The sequence below is a fragment of the Martinezella calliandrae genome (assembly GCF_030272695.1).
GTDB classification, from domain to species: Bacteria; Pseudomonadota; Alphaproteobacteria; order Rhizobiales; family Rhizobiaceae; genus Rhizobium; species Rhizobium calliandrae.
This window is the reverse complement of the sequence record NZ_JARFYN010000006.1, coordinates 189,637-204,379: the sequence shown is the minus strand read 5'-3', so window position 1 is coordinate 204,379 and position 14,743 is coordinate 189,637. Positions and strand designations below refer to the sequence as shown.

Annotated in this window: 12 protein-coding genes and 1 pseudogene; 3 read left to right on the top strand and 10 right to left on the bottom strand. The window is 58.3% G+C overall.

Annotated features, from left to right (window positions below; genetic code table 11):
- Both PY650_RS06950 and PY650_RS06945 read right to left on the bottom strand, forming a co-directional pair.
- Positions 1-138, bottom strand: a 138-nt coding sequence (locus PY650_RS06950; RefSeq protein ID WP_285878321.1) for a MerR family transcriptional regulator, incomplete at its 3' end; no start/stop codon positions are given.
- Positions 139-206: 68 nt separating this feature from the next.
- The gene (locus PY650_RS06945; RefSeq protein WP_285878307.1) at positions 207-449 is read right to left on the bottom strand and encodes a hypothetical protein; all 243 of its coding nucleotides are present in this window, start codon (positions 447-449) and stop codon (positions 207-209) included.
- A gap of 242 nt (positions 450-691) precedes the next feature.
- On the opposite strand from PY650_RS06945, the gene olsE reads away from it, so the two are divergent.
- The 3 genes from olsE (at position 692) to PY650_RS06930 (ending at position 6,135) form a co-directional block, all read left to right on the top strand.
- A complete protein-coding gene (gene olsE / locus PY650_RS06940) occupies positions 692-1,687 on the top strand; it encodes an ornithine lipid hydroxylase OlsE (RefSeq protein WP_285878306.1) in 996 nt (331 codons plus the stop codon).
- Positions 1,688-1,732: 45 nt separating this feature from the next.
- A complete protein-coding gene (locus PY650_RS06935) occupies positions 1,733-2,596 on the top strand; it encodes a glyoxalase (RefSeq protein ID WP_285878320.1) in 864 nt (287 codons plus the stop codon).
- 215 nt (positions 2,597-2,811) lie between these two features.
- A complete protein-coding gene (locus tag PY650_RS06930) occupies positions 2,812-6,135 on the top strand; it encodes a thiamine pyrophosphate-dependent enzyme (RefSeq protein ID WP_285878305.1) in 3,324 nt (1,107 codons plus the stop codon).
- Positions 6,136-6,221: 86 nt separating this feature from the next.
- Here the strand turns inward: PY650_RS06930 and olsC are convergent, their stop codons facing one another.
- The 8 genes and pseudogenes from olsC to PY650_RS06890 all read right to left on the bottom strand — a co-directional run bounded on the left by olsC (position 6,222) and on the right by PY650_RS06890 (position 14,671).
- Complete coding sequence (olsC, locus tag PY650_RS06925; RefSeq protein ID WP_285878304.1) at positions 6,222-7,067, bottom strand: ornithine lipid ester-linked acyl 2-hydroxylase OlsC; 846 nt, start codon at positions 7,065-7,067, stop codon at positions 6,222-6,224.
- A 562-nt stretch (positions 7,068-7,629) separates the two neighbouring features.
- Positions 7,630-9,033 (bottom strand): voltage-gated chloride channel family protein, encoded by a 1,404-nt coding sequence (locus PY650_RS06920; protein WP_285878303.1) that lies wholly within the window; start codon positions 9,031-9,033, stop codon positions 7,630-7,632.
- 257 nt (positions 9,034-9,290) lie between these two features.
- Positions 9,291-10,115 (bottom strand): class I SAM-dependent methyltransferase, encoded by an 825-nt coding sequence (locus PY650_RS06915; protein WP_285878302.1) that lies wholly within the window; start codon positions 10,113-10,115, stop codon positions 9,291-9,293.
- A gap of 193 nt (positions 10,116-10,308) precedes the next feature.
- Positions 10,309-11,409, bottom strand: a complete 1,101-nt coding sequence (locus tag PY650_RS06910; protein ID WP_285878300.1) for a helix-turn-helix transcriptional regulator — start codon at positions 11,407-11,409, stop codon at positions 10,309-10,311.
- Positions 11,410-11,706: 297 nt separating this feature from the next.
- Positions 11,707-12,750 carry a Gfo/Idh/MocA family protein gene (locus PY650_RS06905; protein ID WP_285878299.1) on the bottom strand — a complete coding sequence of 348 codons (1,044 nt, stop codon included), beginning with the start codon at positions 12,748-12,750 and terminating at the stop codon, positions 11,707-11,709.
- A gap of 8 nt (positions 12,751-12,758) precedes the next feature.
- A pseudogene (locus tag PY650_RS06900) lies at positions 12,759-13,543 on the bottom strand (ThuA domain-containing protein).
- Positions 13,544-13,746: 203 nt separating this feature from the next.
- Complete coding sequence (locus tag PY650_RS06895) at positions 13,747-14,088, bottom strand: SMR family transporter (protein ID WP_285878298.1); 342 nt, start codon at positions 14,086-14,088, stop codon at positions 13,747-13,749.
- Positions 14,089-14,107: 19 nt separating this feature from the next.
- A complete protein-coding gene (locus PY650_RS06890; RefSeq protein WP_285878297.1) occupies positions 14,108-14,671 on the bottom strand; it encodes a TetR/AcrR family transcriptional regulator in 564 nt (187 codons plus the stop codon).
- Between the last annotated feature and the right edge of the window lie 72 nt (positions 14,672-14,743).

The following is a 14,743-nucleotide window of genomic DNA, read 5'->3' as shown; positions in this document are numbered from 1 at the left end:
CTTGGCAAGATCGTAACGGCGATGACCACCCGGCGTATGTTCAGCCACCAGACGGCCTTCAGCTTCCCATCGGCGCAATGTCGTGATCGACACGCCCAAGACTTCCGCCGCTTCGCCTATGCTCACAAATCTCCCCATTTTGGAGGGATATACATAGATTCACCAAGATTGCAAGCGAACTGTTCTAACCCAATCATATATCGGCATCACAGGGAAATGGATCGGATATCCCGGCGAATGCCATTGCGACCGATATAGACGCGCTTGGGACGAAGCAGTCTCTCTATCTCTTGTTGTATCGTGGCAAGAATGGGCCCGAGTGGTGCCAAAAGGTCGGCGGAGAGATCATGCAGCGCATTTGCGCCCACCTTGGAGCCAACCATCAGATAGCCCGGCAGGACCGCATCGACACGATGGTTCACAAGCCAATGTTCAGACGCTTGCGACACTTGATTTTCTTGCCCGCAAACGGCGGCACCCTTCATGGCTGTCTGTCAACGCTGTATCCACCGGCCCATCACCCTCGGCAAAGACCAAACTGTTGCCATATACTTAAGTGCACCTGCATAAAGAAATGCAAACACTTCTCTCTGAACTCAAGATTTCGCTTCCTCGCCCACAATCATCGCGGTACATATCCCGCATATTGCGCGCCACCCCAACCGATTGACCAGACTTCGAGGACAATGGCATGACATTTCAAAACAGTTCGCGTCTCTACGCTGCTGTTTCATCCTTACTGTGGCCAGCCATCTTTTGCACCGGGCTGACCGGCGCCTATTTTGCGTTTCAGTCGCATATGCCGCTCCTGTGGTTCAATGTCGTCTATCTCTCGATCGTGGCGACGATTGCGCTCTTCGAGCGGCTGATGCCCTACGAGGAGACCTGGCTGGAACGCGACGGCGAGACGTTCAGCAATGTCGCGCACACGCTTTTAAGCAAAGGGAGCGTGCAGATCGCAGCGGCCATCGGCACATCATTTCCGATGGCGGTGGCAACCGTAGCGCAACCTTTCCTGAGCCATCAGGCACATATCTGGCCGGAGCAATGGCCGATGGCTTTGCAGGTCGTGCTTGGATTGGTCATCGCCGAATTCGGCCTCTATGTCGCCCATCGTCTTGCGCACGAATATCTGTCGCTTTGGCGTTTCCATGCCTTGCATCACAGTGTCGAGCGGTTGTGGGTCATCAACACCGGGCGTTTCCATATCATCGATTCGCTGTTCAAGATCGCGCTTGGCCAGATCCCGCTCTATCTTTTGGGCGCGCCGCTGCCGGTCTTTCTGTGGATCGGTGCAGTGACGGCCTTTATCGGCCTCCTCACCCATTGCAACATCGATGTGCGCACCGGCCCGCTCGACTGGTTCCTTTCCACACCGCGCCTGCATCGCTGGCATCACTCGAAGCTGCTTGCCGAAGGCAACACCAATTACGGCGAAAACCTCGTGATCTGGGACCAGGTCCTCGGCACCTACTACAACCCACCCCGCCCCTCCTCCACCGACATCGGTATCAGCGGCAAGGTCGCCAAGGGCTTCCTTGCCCAGCTCGTGCAGCCCTTCTCGAGCAAAGGACGCAAGCAGATCATCGGGAAGAAGCCGAAGGAGTTGCTCGCCAAGGAAGAACAGGCTGCCAGAGCGGCTTCCGCTCGCAAACAAGCAAGCGAACCGATCCGCAAAACGAGCTGAGGCATGAATATGAACTGCATACCTCGCCTAACGTCGAAGCGCGCGATGTTCGCCGGCCTTGGCCTCGCGCTCGGCGTACCGCTTTCCGCATTGGCGACGGACCAGGTCGGTGTTGGTCCGCAATATGATACAACCCACGTCTATGTCGCGCCCGGCGACGTCGATGCTTTTGCGAAAAGCTTCCTCGCCACCTTCGGCGGTACCAGCACAAAGCAGGTGACAACTGCGGTAACGCCGACGCCGAGCAGCACGACATCGCAATTGCTGCAGACACCAGTGGGCTACGTGTCGCTCTTCGGCTTCACCACGCCGATCCCCTACCCCTTCGGCTTCGAGCGTACTGGCTATCTCGTCACCGACATGGACAAAGCGGTCTCAGCGGCAAGAGCCGCAGGTGCAGACGTGATCGTTGCGCCGTTCCCCGATCCGATCGGCCGCGATGCCGTCATCCAGTGGCCGGGCGGCGTCAGCATGCAGCTTTATTGGCACACGGTGACCGCCAACTACCCGCCGCTACAGACCGTGCCGGAAAACCGGGTCTACGTTTCGCCCGATCGCGTTGGTGCCTTCGTTGAAGATTTCCTCGCCTTTTCGCACGGCAGGATCGTTTCCGACGATCCCAAAGCCGCGGGTGTCGAGATTGGCCGGCCGAACGACACCTTTCATCGGATCCGTGTCGAATCGATTTTCGGCAAGATGACGGTGCTCGTCACCGACGGGCATCTGCCCTATCCTCACGGCCACGAGATCACCGGCTATGAAACTGCCGACCTGAAGGACACGCTTGCCAAGGCGACGGCAAGCGGTGCTGCGGTGATCGCCGGCCCCTACACCAGCGACGGCCGGGACGCCGCGATGGTGGCGTTTCCGGGAGGATATATCGCGGAGATTCATGCGGCGACGAAGTAGGTTTCGCCTCTTCTCGCCGATCACATTTGTGATGGGAGGCACGGCGATTTTTGTGTTGAAACCAGCCTCGCCAAATTCTCTTATGCAACCATTGCTCGGAAACCTATTTCAAATCGAGAAGATATTGTCATTTAACGTGTATTGAAAAAGGCATCCCACGGGGTTACCTATCCCACGCGAATTAATGGACATGAAAGATTAGGAAAATCATTGAAATGGAAGGGAGATTTACCACAGAATACCTCAAGCAACTCCATAGAATATTTTTCACATCTCGTGAAATAGACCGACTTGAACGAGAATTCATCAAGCAAGGCATAGCACATTTTCACGTTTCCGGCGCGGGACATGAGTCGACGGCGCTGCTAAACGAATTCCTCCATGATGACGACTGGTTGCATCTGCATTATCGCGACAAAGCCTTGATGCTGGCGCGCGGCATGCCCATTCGTGAGTTTTTCTCGAGCCTTCTCGCCACCAGTAACTCCCATTCAGCCGGCCGGCAAATGAGCGCGCACCTATGCTCCCGCGCTCTCAATATCACCTCCATCGTCGGCCCCGTCGGCAACAACGCTTTGCATTCTGTCGGCGTTGGCGCAGCACTGAAACACAAGCCCAGCCTACCGATCGCCATTTGCTGCGTCGGTGACGGCACCACGCAGCAGGGCGAATTCGTCGAAGCCGTGGCCGAAGCTGTGCGTAGCCAATATCCCGTTGTCTTCATCATCGAAGACAATAGTTTCTCCATCTCGACGCGCACCACCAAACAGACTTTCTTCGATCTGCCGACCGGACCCGCTTCTTCCTTCTACGGCCTCGACATCATCCGCGCCGATGGCGACGATCTGCAGGCATCACGCGAGGCTTTCCGCAAAGCTGTCCGCCACAGCCGCAACAACCGCACGCCAAGCCTCGTGGTGCTCGACATCGAGCGCCTGTCCGACCACACCAATGCGGACGATCAAAAGACCTATCGCACTCAAGAGGAGATCGAGGCCGGCTCCGTCCACGATCCTCTTGCCAATCTGCGCGCCGCCCTGCACAAGGCCGGTGTCGACGCCGCCGCCCTGGAACAGATCGAAAAGGATCTGACCGCTGAGGTACAGGCGCAAGCAGCCCTTGCCCGCAAGGAAGACGCGCCTCACGTCGAGCCCGAAGCGAAGGCGCCATATCCAGCCTCTTTCAATGATGCGGCCGAGTATCGCGGCAGCAAGTCTGCGGCGACGCTGACCATGCGCGAGGCGTTGAACGGCGTGCTCGACAAGCAGCTCGCCGACAATCCTGATGTTGTCCTTTTCGGTCAGGATATCGAAGACCCCAAGGGCGATGTCTTCGGTGTCACCCGCGGCCTCAGCACGAAATATCCCGAGCGCGTGCGCAATGCGCCGCTCAGCGAATCGACCATCGTCGGCACTGCCGTCGGCCGCGCACTTGCCGGTCAACGCCCAGTCGCCTTCCTGCAGTTCGCCGATTTCCTGCCACTCGCCTACAACCAGATCGTCTCGGAAATGGGCAGCATGTTCTGGCGCACCCAGGGGGCCTGGGAATCACCGGTTATTCTCATGGTGAGCTGCGGCGGCTATAAGCCGGGCCTCGGGCCGTTCCATGCGCAAAGCTTCGAGAGCATGCTCGCGCATACGCCCGGTATCGACGTCGTCATGCCCTCCAGCGCCGGCGATGCAGCCGGCCTGCTCAACGCCGCCTTCGAGTCGCGACGCCCGACGGTCTTCCTTTACCCCAAGGCCGTGCTCAACAATTCCGACGGCCGCACATCCACCGATCTCGACAGCCATTTCGTCCGCCCGGGCCTTTCGCGCTATGTCGCGCGCGGCCGTGACCTGACGCTGGTCACCTACGGCAACACGGTTTCGCTCTGCGCCAAGGCGGCGAGCGCCTTCGAAGCGCAGGGATTTTCCGTGGAGGTGATCGACCTGCGCTCGATCTCGCCTTGGGACGAGAAGGAAGTGCTCGCGAGCGCCAAGCGCACCAAGCGACTGATCGTGGTGCACGAAGACAATCGCACGGTCGGCATGGGCGCCGAAATCGTCGCGACGGTCACCGAGAAGACCGACGTACCCGTGGTCGCCCGCCGGCTTGCCCGCTCGGATGCGCATGTCCCCTTCAATTTCCGTAACCAGTTGGAAACGCTGCCGTCCTACAGCAAGCTGGTTGATCTGATGGCTGAGGTTCTCGAATGCGAGGTCACCTGGCATGAAGAGGACAAGACCGGCCCAACCGCGGCAATCAAGGCTATCGGTTCCGGCCCTGCGGATGAAAGCGTTCTGGTGACCGATGTTCTGGTCAAGGCGGGCGATACTATCGAGGTTGGCCAGCTCGTCGCGGTGGTCGAGGCGACCAAGGCTTCCGTCGAAATATGCGCCAACATCGGCGGCGTTGTGAAGGAGGTCTTCGCCAAGATCGGCGACCAGATTGCCACCGACAGCGCGCTCTTGACTGTCGATGCCAACCGCGCCCTGAGTGAACGCAACTTCGCGCTTGCCTCGGAAACCCATAACAAGTTCGTGCTGCGCCGACTGAAGTCGCATGCGATCCCGGCGCTACGCCGTCATTCCGGCAACTTCTCCGAAATTGCCGTCAGCGGCATGGGTTTTGCGACCGGTGCCCGCAGCGTCACCAATGAGGACATCATCCACAATTGGCCCAACCGGCGCGCCGAGGAAATCTTTGCCCTGACCGGCATCAAGAGCCGCTTCTGGGTCGGCCCGGGCGAAGGCACGTTGAGCCTTGCCACCAAGGCCGTCCGCGATCTCCTGCACCAGACCAATATGACGATTCATGATATGGACCTCGTCATTGCCGCCACCGGCACGCCCGATATCGCCACGCCGTCGCTTGCAAGCCGTGTTGCCGTCGCCGTTGCCGAAGACGGGGTGCGGCCGTCGCTTGCCGCCTATGACATGGGAGCCGCCTGCTCGGGCTATCTCTACGCCTTGCAGCAAGCCTACGACTTCATCGCCCAGCAGAACGACGCCAAGGTACTGATCGTCACCTCGGAAGTGCTCTCGCCACTACTCGACATGAACGATTTCTCGACCGCCATCCTGTTCGGCGATGCTGCCACGGCTTGTCTGGTGACCAGCCGCGACATGGCGCGCAATCCGCTGTTTGCCGCCAGCCGTCCGATCATCAGCGGCCGTCCGGAGCCGGGCGACCTCCTCTACGTGCCGCTGCCGGACGAAGGCGTCATATCGATGAACGGCCGCTCGGTCTTCACGGAAGCCGTGCATTCGATGTCGCGCTCGATCGAGGACGCTTGCGTCGATGCCGGGCTCGAGCTCGCCAATCTCGACCTTCTGGTGCCACATCAGGCCAATCAACGCATTATCGACACCATCGCCAAGCGCAGCGGCCGGCCGGCTCTGAGCGTCATCGAAACCTATGGCAACACCAGTTCGTCGAGCATTCCGCTCGCCATGATGCATGTTGCCAATGAACGCTCCGAGCCGCTCAATCTCGGCCTCGTCGCCTTCGGCGGCGGCATGACGTCGGGCGCAGCCATCGTGCGTACGATAAAATAGCTGTTACGGTTTCAAACAGACCGATAAACAAAACCCCGGAATCCATAGAGGATTCCGGGGTTTCGTTAAGGTCACCGTCGATGCGCTTATGCCTTCGGACGGTTTCGCAGCGTTTCGGCTTCGGCGTAGAACTTCCTTTCCCATTCCTTGTGATTGTCGAGACCTTCCTTGATGAAGGGCGTGAAGATCGCCAAGTTCATCAAGGCCCAGTTGACGATGCGTGCCGGAAATTTCAGCGGCTTGACGAAATCGACGAAGAGCACGACGCGGGTCTTGTCGGAATGGTTCCAGGCTTCGTGCTCATAGGCGTCGTCGAAAATCAGGGCCTTGCCTTCTTGCCAATGGCAGACCTGCTTGTCGACGCGAATGGCGAGCTTCTCATTGGGTTCCGGCACTATGAGGCCAAGGTGCAGGCGTAGCACGCCGTTATAGGGGCCGCGATGGGCGGGGAGATGCTTGCCCGGTTCGAAGATGGAGAACATCGCCGTTGTCAGGCCTGGAATTTTCTGGACGGCCGCCCAGGTGTTCGGGCACGCATTGATGTTCTGCTCCGACTTCACGCCAAAACCAAGAAGGAAGAAGGTCTTCCAACGCGTGTCCGTCGAAATGGTCTTCACATCAGTGGAAATGTCTTGAAAGGTCGGCAGTTCGCTCTGGCGCAACAGCACTTTTTCCAGCTCGGCGCGGATCGCGGGATAGTCCTTTTCGATCTCGGCGGCCCAGGGGAACGTCGCATTGTCATAAACCGGCGGATTGCCGAGCTTGGCGTATTTGAGATTAAGGCTTTCGGCCCAGGCGACGATGCCCATGAAAAAGCGCGTCATGGCGCTCGGTCGGTCCATCGGTGCGATACCGGCCGTACCGAAGGTTTGTTCTGGAGCACGCGGCTCGGTGGTTGTGGGAGCTGGTGCGCTCAAAGTGCTCTCCGTCATATCTGTCTGTAGCTGCTGTCTGGGGGAGGAAATCTTGTCTCAGGGAATCTGCTCGGAAATCTTGGGGAGGCGCAGGTCCGGCAATTTCAGCATTTGCCTGGCCCATACGCGATCGGTGCCCGACTCCTCTGTTATGCAATAATCATAATAGGCGATTATATGAGTGCGTTAGTCGAATTTCGCAAGAGAAACCGTTCGCGAGAGCGGTGCTTTGTTGTGCATTGAAATCTCAGCGAATTCCCAAAATCTCCGCCGCAGAACCGGCAAAAATGCGGCCGGCAAAGGCGCTTTTTGCCGCAGGCCGCTTCACATTTTCGCTAGCCAGTCCCTCGCGAAACAAAAATTACCCGGCGAAGAAATTTATGCGGGCGGCGGCTTGGTTGACGCCGAGACGAAAGGCGCCGCCCGATCCCGCGCCAAGGAAGACGATGAGATAATTCATGGAACTCACCGAATAAATTAAGACAACGATATCTGCTTCTTGAATATCCTCGGCTGCACTCTCGCTGCCGACCTTATTCTAATGCTTCATGCTGCAACCTGCCGCCATTGCTCTAACGGATCATGGCTTTGGACCCTTCCGTCTGGATTGCGGCGGCGCCTGGCGAACTATGCCGATCTTATCGCCTAACGCCTTGGCATTGAGATCCCGAACATGGCGAAGGGAGGTTCCAGAGGGAATGTGACTGGCCGCAGCGCTCTTCACGATGCCGATACGCTGCGACAGATAGATGCTTGTATGGCCGCTGCAGATGTAGGCGAGGAAGCAGGCAACGGCGAGATAGACCGTATGCGTCGCACCGAAGATCTCCACACCCATGATCACGCAGGCGAGCGGCGTGTTGGTAGCTCCCGCAAAGACCGCGACAAAGCCGAGCGCTGCAAAGAGATCGATCGGCGCACCAAGAACGGCGGCAATGGCATTGCCGAGCGCGGCGCCGATGAAAAACAAAGGTGTCACTTCCCCCCCCTTGAAGCCGGAACTGAGTGTCACGATCGTAAAGACCGCCTTCCAGAACCAGCTCCAATAGTCGATGCGTGTCGGGTCGAAGAAACCAGGAATGGTCGCATCGCCGGGGTTGGGCGACCAGACACCGAGGCCAAGATATTGGCGCGTGCCAAGCACATAGACCAAGGCGATGAGCACGGCGCTGGCGATGACCGGCCGCAGTGGCGCATAGGCACAAATCCCTTTGAAGGCTGCCGTCATCATGTGAGAAATTTCGCTGAAGCAGCGCGCCATCAGCCCGAAGAGCACGCCGGCAATGCCGACCTTTATAAGCAGCAAGGCATCGAGATGGAAGGTGCTTGCGGGTGTGCCGGCAAGGTAGGCGATACGGTATTGAATGTGCTCGATACCCCATGCATGGCAAACCCAGTCAGCCGCAATTGCTGCCACGAGAGATGGGATCAGAGCCTCGTATTGCATGCGCCCGATGGTCAGAACCTCGAGCGCAAAGACAGCACCGGCGATCGGCGTGCCGAAAACCGCACCGAAACCGGCGGCAATGCCGGCCATCAGCAAGATGCGAACCTCGGCGTGGCTCAGCCGGAAAAGCTTGGCAAAGGCGCTCGCGACGCTGCCGCCGAGCTGTACCGCTGTTCCTTCGCGCCCCGCCGAACCGCCGACCAGATGTGTCAATACGGTCGAGACCAGGATGAATGGCGCCATCCGCAACGGCACACCGCCGCCGGGCTCATGGATCTGATCGACGATTAGGTTATTGCCACCCTCCGCCCCGCGGCCAAAATGCTGGTAGGCCAGCACCATCAGGAAGCCCGCGACCGGCATCGCAAAGATCAGCCAAGGATGATCGAATCGCGCCACCGTCACCTGGTCGAGGCTCCAGAGAAACAGGGCGCAGAGTGACCCGACCACGGCTGCCATCGGCACCACCAGGATGACCCACTTCAAAATACTGCGCAGTTGCTGAAAACGATGATGAAAAAATGCGGATGCGGACATTAGTTCGTCCCTCCCGCGAGACCGACGGCCGGCCTTTCGGGGATAGCGATTATCGGACAGGGAAAGGGTAACAGCAGAATTATCGACATGGTCCTACTCCTTCGCCCCGTTGGCGCATCGAGTAGGAGTCATTAGCATCTCTGGAAATTCAGAGTAGCGGTTCGGCCGCATGGCCCGGCAGAATCCATTGCCGATGGCTTCTCCATACAGACAGCACAACGCCCCTGTCAATCCAGGCGTTGCAAGCTCGGCCTCCTTCAATCGGCCTTGGCGACCATTTCGATCGGAGCGATCAGCCCACCTCCGACCGAGGCGCTGACATTGCCCATCCGCTCCGCCGCGCTTGGCCCCATCAGTGCACCAAGGCTCAGCGCCTGCCCGCCGTTTTCGGCGCTGGCCCGCATTTCCTGCGCCAGCCGGATCGCCAAGGCGCTGCGGTCCTGCTCGAACTCCACCGTAAAGCCGGCATCTTTAAGCAGTTGTCGGTAGGTGGTAGGGCTTCGAACGAAGCTCGTCTCCGGCGTCATCGCCCAGGGCATCGGATAGGGCAGCGTGCCGTCACGAACCTGCATGATCTCGTAAAGGCCGAACCGACCGCCACGCTTCAGTACCCGCCGCACCTCGGAAAATAGCGCCGCCTTGTCTTCGATGTTCATGCCCACATGAATGAGCGTCGCACGATCGAAACTTTCATCGGCAAAGGGCAGCGCCAACGCACTTGCCTGCCGGAACGACACCTGCATGGACATGCCGCACCGCGCGGTCAAAGCATTGGCGACATCGACGAATTCATCCGTCAGATCGACACCGGTGACGATACAGCCATACTCGCTGCCGATATAGCGCGCCGACCCGCCAATCCCCGATCCGATATCGATGAGCCGCATACCATCGAGCAGATCGAGATCTTTGGCGAATTCCACCGTTGCCTCGCGCCGTCCGAGATGAAATTCATCGATACCGGCAAGGTCGTCGATGCTGAGATGATCGATATCCTTGCCGCTGGCCGCAAGACCGCCCAGGATCGTCTTCTCCAGCGAACCACGCGTATAATGGCTTGCTACCTTATCTTCGATGGACATGATCCCCTCTCCATGATCTCGCATTTACACGATCATGGAAGAATGCTGCGCTCGCTCCGTTTTTCCGTCAAGCGATTGCGACAACGGCGTGTGAGGCAGATCAGAAGAAATCGCAACGCACGCCGGTCTATCAGAGCGTTCGACGCTGCAATCGATCCCGGGATCGATTGCTCGGGCTTTGCCCAACCGCATCTCACCCCATCCTGATCCCTGCCAGCAGCAGAGAGAGTTCCGGTTGTCGGTTCGTGTCGGTCTTGCGGTAGATTGATTTCAAATGGGCGCGGGCCGTCTGGTAGCTGACGGTGCGTTGGTTCGCGATGTCATGCAGGGTCATGCCCTGGGCAAGCATCAGAGCGATTTCCGCCTCGGCGCGCGTCAATCCAAAAAGCTTGGTCAACGTCGCCGGCCGCTGGCGAACTTTTTCCTCCGGATCTTCAACTGTGGCAAAAGCACAGGAGTGGCAGAAAACATCCTGCATATCGCTATCGAGGCGCTGCATGCGCACGATCAATGGCCGCCGGCCTTTGCGGCTAAGCAGCAGGATTTCCGGCTCCGCGGACGTCAGCAGGTTGCCGTCTCCGAGTACGGCTTTGAGCCGCCGATCGAAAGCGTTTGCATCCTCCTTGCGGATTGGGCACATCCGCCCCTGAGAGATTTGCAGATCCGGACCGAGCAGCCGGCGCATCTTCTCATTGACGGTGGTCACAAGGCCCATCCGGTCGAAAAACACGCAGGCGACATTCGCCATCTCGAAGGCGGTCGCCATGCCCTTCACTTCACTTGCGGATATGTCGCGCATAATTCTGGCCGTGATCATAAGTTTCTGACGTATGCGATGCAAACTTCTTGCCTCGTCCCGGCTGTAGGGACCGTCCTGGATCCGCCGCTGCAAGGCAAAGCCCAGGAGATCGTCCCCGGACGAAAAACCGACTATTGCCGACCAACGCAGGTCAAATCGCTCCTGCGAACGATAGAAGTCGAGCGTCTTGAACTCGTCTTCACCCGCAAAATCCTGCTCGAGCATCACACCCGCTTGCCGCAGCATCGGCACATGCTGCCTGCGAAAATCCTGCCTGTACCATTCACCAGCGAAATAGTCTTCCATCGCGGGAACAAGACTTTCCGTAACGATGAAGGTGTTAAGTAATCGGCCCTCGATCGGGACGATGTTGGCGCCGTAAGATCCGGTCGCTTGTGAGACCTTCTCCAGCACGACCGGCCACAGCGTTGGATCCAGCGCTGCGCCGAAAAATCCATCAGATACACTGTCGAGCGCATGAAGATCAAACCCCATTAGCCCTCATCTCGGCCGTCTCTGCCGATCCAAGCCTTTTACCCATCACGTCCCCCAACGTCATGTGCGAATCAGTTTATCGATGCAAATTCTAAATAATACAAGAAACATTTTTGGTATTATCGACAATCCTCAGAATACACCAAACATACTATACATCTAATATACAAAAAACACCAATAATATCATTGCATTACCGACAACAACAAAAACATGCCTAGAAACTCTACTATATCTCAAAAGAAACGGCCGCCCGAAGGCGGCCGCTTTAAATGTCCGATATCGAAGAATGCGTCGTCAAACCTTCAGTTCGCGGCGCTCCTTCTCTGTGACCATTGCAAGGTCGAGCACACGCTGCAAATTGGCAGCATGGCGGAAGGTCGGATCTTGATGGCTGCCGGTCATGACGGCGTCGGTGAAACGCTGATAATTGGTCGGCACCGGCGGAACCTCGATGACCTTCCATGTCGCTGTTTCCGTATCCTCGCCGAGGCAACCGCGCAATTCGGAACCGGCGGGGCTGTGGGAGATCTCAAGCCCGCCGCGCTCGCCATAGATACGCAATTTCAGCTCGTTTAGATGTCCCGTTGCCCAGCGGCTCGCGTGCACGACGCCGAGCGCGCCGTTGGCAAAATCGACCGACATCGAAAAGCTATCGTTCGCGTCGAGCGTATATTCGCCGATGCGCTCGTCTGGCGCCTTGTTGAATGTCTTCAGCCGGGCGAAGACATGGTCGATATCGGTCGCCGCGCCATAGGCGGCGAAGTCGAGGATATGGATGCCGATATCGCCAAGCACCCCATTCGAGCCGTGACCGGTCGAAAGGCGCCACAACCACTTGGATTCGCTTCGCCAATCGCCCCAGGCGCGGGAAACAAGCCAGCTCTGCAGGTAGGATGCTTCCACATGCTTTACCGTGCCGATTTCGCCCGATATCACCATTTCGCGCGCCCTCTGCAGCGGCGCGACGTTGCGATAGGTAAGGTTGACCATATTGACGACGCCGGCCCGTTCGGCCGCCTCCGTCATTTCCAGTGCCTTCTCGTAATTCTCCGCAAGCGGTTTTTCGCAGAGAACATGCTTGCCGGCTGCAAGCAGCGGCAAGGTCGTCGGGTGGTGAGCCCGATCCGGGGTTACGTTGGTCGCCGCATCGAACTCACCCCAGGTGAGCGCTTCATCCAGCGACGAAAAGCGTTTCTTGATATCAAACATATCGGCGAAGGCGGTGAGCCTCGTTGCATCCGTATCCACGGCGCCGACGAGCTCGACGCCTGGAATACGGACGAAATGCTCCGCCTGGTTCTTCGCCATGCCGCCTGTGCCAACGACTATAAGACGCATATTACACCTCAGCGATAACCGGCTTCGCCGGCCTGGTGCAGTTTCGGGCCACGCTCGACGATCGGCTCCAGCGCCTTTTCGACCGGCACATTTGGTGCCTCAGTGATGTTCGTCTGCGTCCCGAGCGGGTTGTGTGCCCACTTGACGCCGTTGATCAGCACCTTCTGCACGGTTTCATTGTGATAGGTCGGATAAGTCTCGTGGCCGGGGCGGAAATAGAAGATATTGCCCGCGCCGCGCCGCCAGGTCATGCCGGAGCGGAAAACTTCGCCTCCTTGGAACCAGGAAATGAACACCGTTTCCAGCGGTTCCGGAACGGAGAACTGCTCGCCGTACATCTCTTCGTTTTCCAGCTCGAAATGTTCGCCAAGGCCTGCGGCGATCGGGTGGCGCGGATTGATGACCCAAAGGCGCTCGCGCTCACCCGCTTCGCGCCACTTCAATGCGCAGGGCGTGCCCATCAGCCGCTTGAAGACCTTCGAGAAGTGGCCGGATGCAGCACGAGAAGGCCCATGCCTTCCCAGACACGTTTGGCAACTCGCTCGACGATCTCGTCCTTCACGGCGCCGTGGTCCTTGTGACCCCACCAGACAAGTACATCGGTGTCCTTCAGCCGAGCCTCGCTCAGGCCATGTTCCGGTTCCTGTAGCGTCGCAGTCGTCGCTTCTATCCCAGCATCGGTATTAAGCGCCCTGGCGATCGTCGCATGCATGCCCTCGGGATAGATCCCAGCAACGACCTTGTTGGTTTGCTCATGAATATTCTCCCCCCAAACGACGGTGCGAATGGTCATCTCGTTGCTCCTCTAAATGCATTCAGATGAATAGGTTAGCCGAAACCAAAGCGCTTTGGGAAATAGCCCCTCCCAGCTCTCCTTTCGGCCTCCTGCGCAAGACATAGTGCCTCACCCGCAATTTGACAAAGGCAAAATCGCCGCATTCGGAAACGTTTTCGGTCAAGTGATATAAACCGTGATCGAAATGGCGCAGCGCGGTTCTAATGCGACACGGATTTTGAGAAGAGATTGACCACGAGCACACCGGCCACGATCAATGCCAGTCCGATGATTGCCGCCAGATCCAGCTTCTGGCGAAAAAACACCAGACCGACGGCGGAGATCAGCACGATACCGAGCGCGCTCCAGATGGCATAGGCGATGCCGACCGGAATCACCCGCAAGGTCAGCGACAGGCAGTAGAAGGCCGCGACATAACACAACAACAGCACGACCGAGGGTCCGAGGCGGGTGAACTGCTGCGACATCTGCAGCGCCGTCGTGCCGATCACTTCGAGCACAATCGCTACCAGCAGCATCACGTAGACAGATGCATTCGCCATTCCGGTCTTCCCTTGATTTTTAAAGCTGTGTGAGCTCGATCAGCCGGTCGACCAGCTTCTGACGGGCGCTCTCATCCATCTCATGGCTGCCGAGCAGGTCGGCCAACCAGAGCCCATCAGTCGCCAACAGCACGATAGCGGCGTCCACCGAAGAATCCGTGCCGATATATTCCTCGCTGCGCTCGCGAACCCAGTCGCGCCAGCGTTGCCGCAATTGCGGTTCGCTGAGCAGCACCATCGTCGCCTGAGCCCAATCCTTCGTTTCCTGCGGCTTCCCGCGAAGGGCCAGGCACGCGCGAAGATAGCCGCGGGTAAAACGCCCGTGCGGCAACGGATCGGCCCGCATAGCCTCCTCGATTGCCCCATCCAGGCGCTCGAGCAGGCTATCGAACAACGCCTCCAAAAGGGTATTCTTGTTCGGAAAATGATGCAGCAGGCCGCCCTTGCTGATGCCGGACGCCCCCGAAACGGCATCTAGCGTCACCGCCGTCATCCCCCTCTGCGACGCAAGCTGCGCCGCGACCTCCAGCAACTGGTGGCGGACGAGCAATGGCTGCTTCTTTCTGTGGTGCGCAGTAGACATTCCGACATAACATACCAAATAGACGGTTTCGTCAAGGATAAGTTTGGGGCGGACGGGCAGCGGCGCTTGATT

Bases quoted from the DNA above. Each gene is read 5' to 3' on its own strand.
- olsE (WP_285878306.1), top strand. From the start codon at position 692: ATGACATTTCAAAACAGTTCGCGTCTCTACGCTGCTGTTTCATCCTTA.
- PY650_RS06935 (WP_285878320.1), top strand. From the start codon at position 1,733: ATGTTCGCCGGCCTTGGCCTCGCGCTCGGCGTACCGCTTTCCGCATTG.
- PY650_RS06930 (WP_285878305.1), top strand. From the start codon at position 2,812: ATGGAAGGGAGATTTACCACAGAATACCTCAAGCAACTCCATAGAATA.
- olsC (WP_285878304.1), bottom strand. From the start codon at position 7,067: ATGACGGAGAGCACTTTGAGCGCACCAGCTCCCACAACCACCGAGCCG.
- PY650_RS06920 (WP_285878303.1), bottom strand. From the start codon at position 9,033: ATGTCCGCATCCGCATTTTTTCATCATCGTTTTCAGCAACTGCGCAGT.
- PY650_RS06915 (WP_285878302.1), bottom strand. From the start codon at position 10,115: ATGTCCATCGAAGATAAGGTAGCAAGCCATTATACGCGTGGTTCGCTG.
- PY650_RS06910 (WP_285878300.1), bottom strand. From the start codon at position 11,409: ATGGGGTTTGATCTTCATGCGCTCGACAGTGTATCTGATGGATTTTTC.
- PY650_RS06905 (WP_285878299.1), bottom strand. From the start codon at position 12,750: ATGCGTCTTATAGTCGTTGGCACAGGCGGCATGGCGAAGAACCAGGCG.
- PY650_RS06895 (WP_285878298.1), bottom strand. From the start codon at position 14,088: ATGGCGAATGCATCTGTCTACGTGATGCTGCTGGTAGCGATTGTGCTC.
- PY650_RS06890 (WP_285878297.1), bottom strand. From the start codon at position 14,671: ATGTCTACTGCGCACCACAGAAAGAAGCAGCCATTGCTCGTCCGCCAC.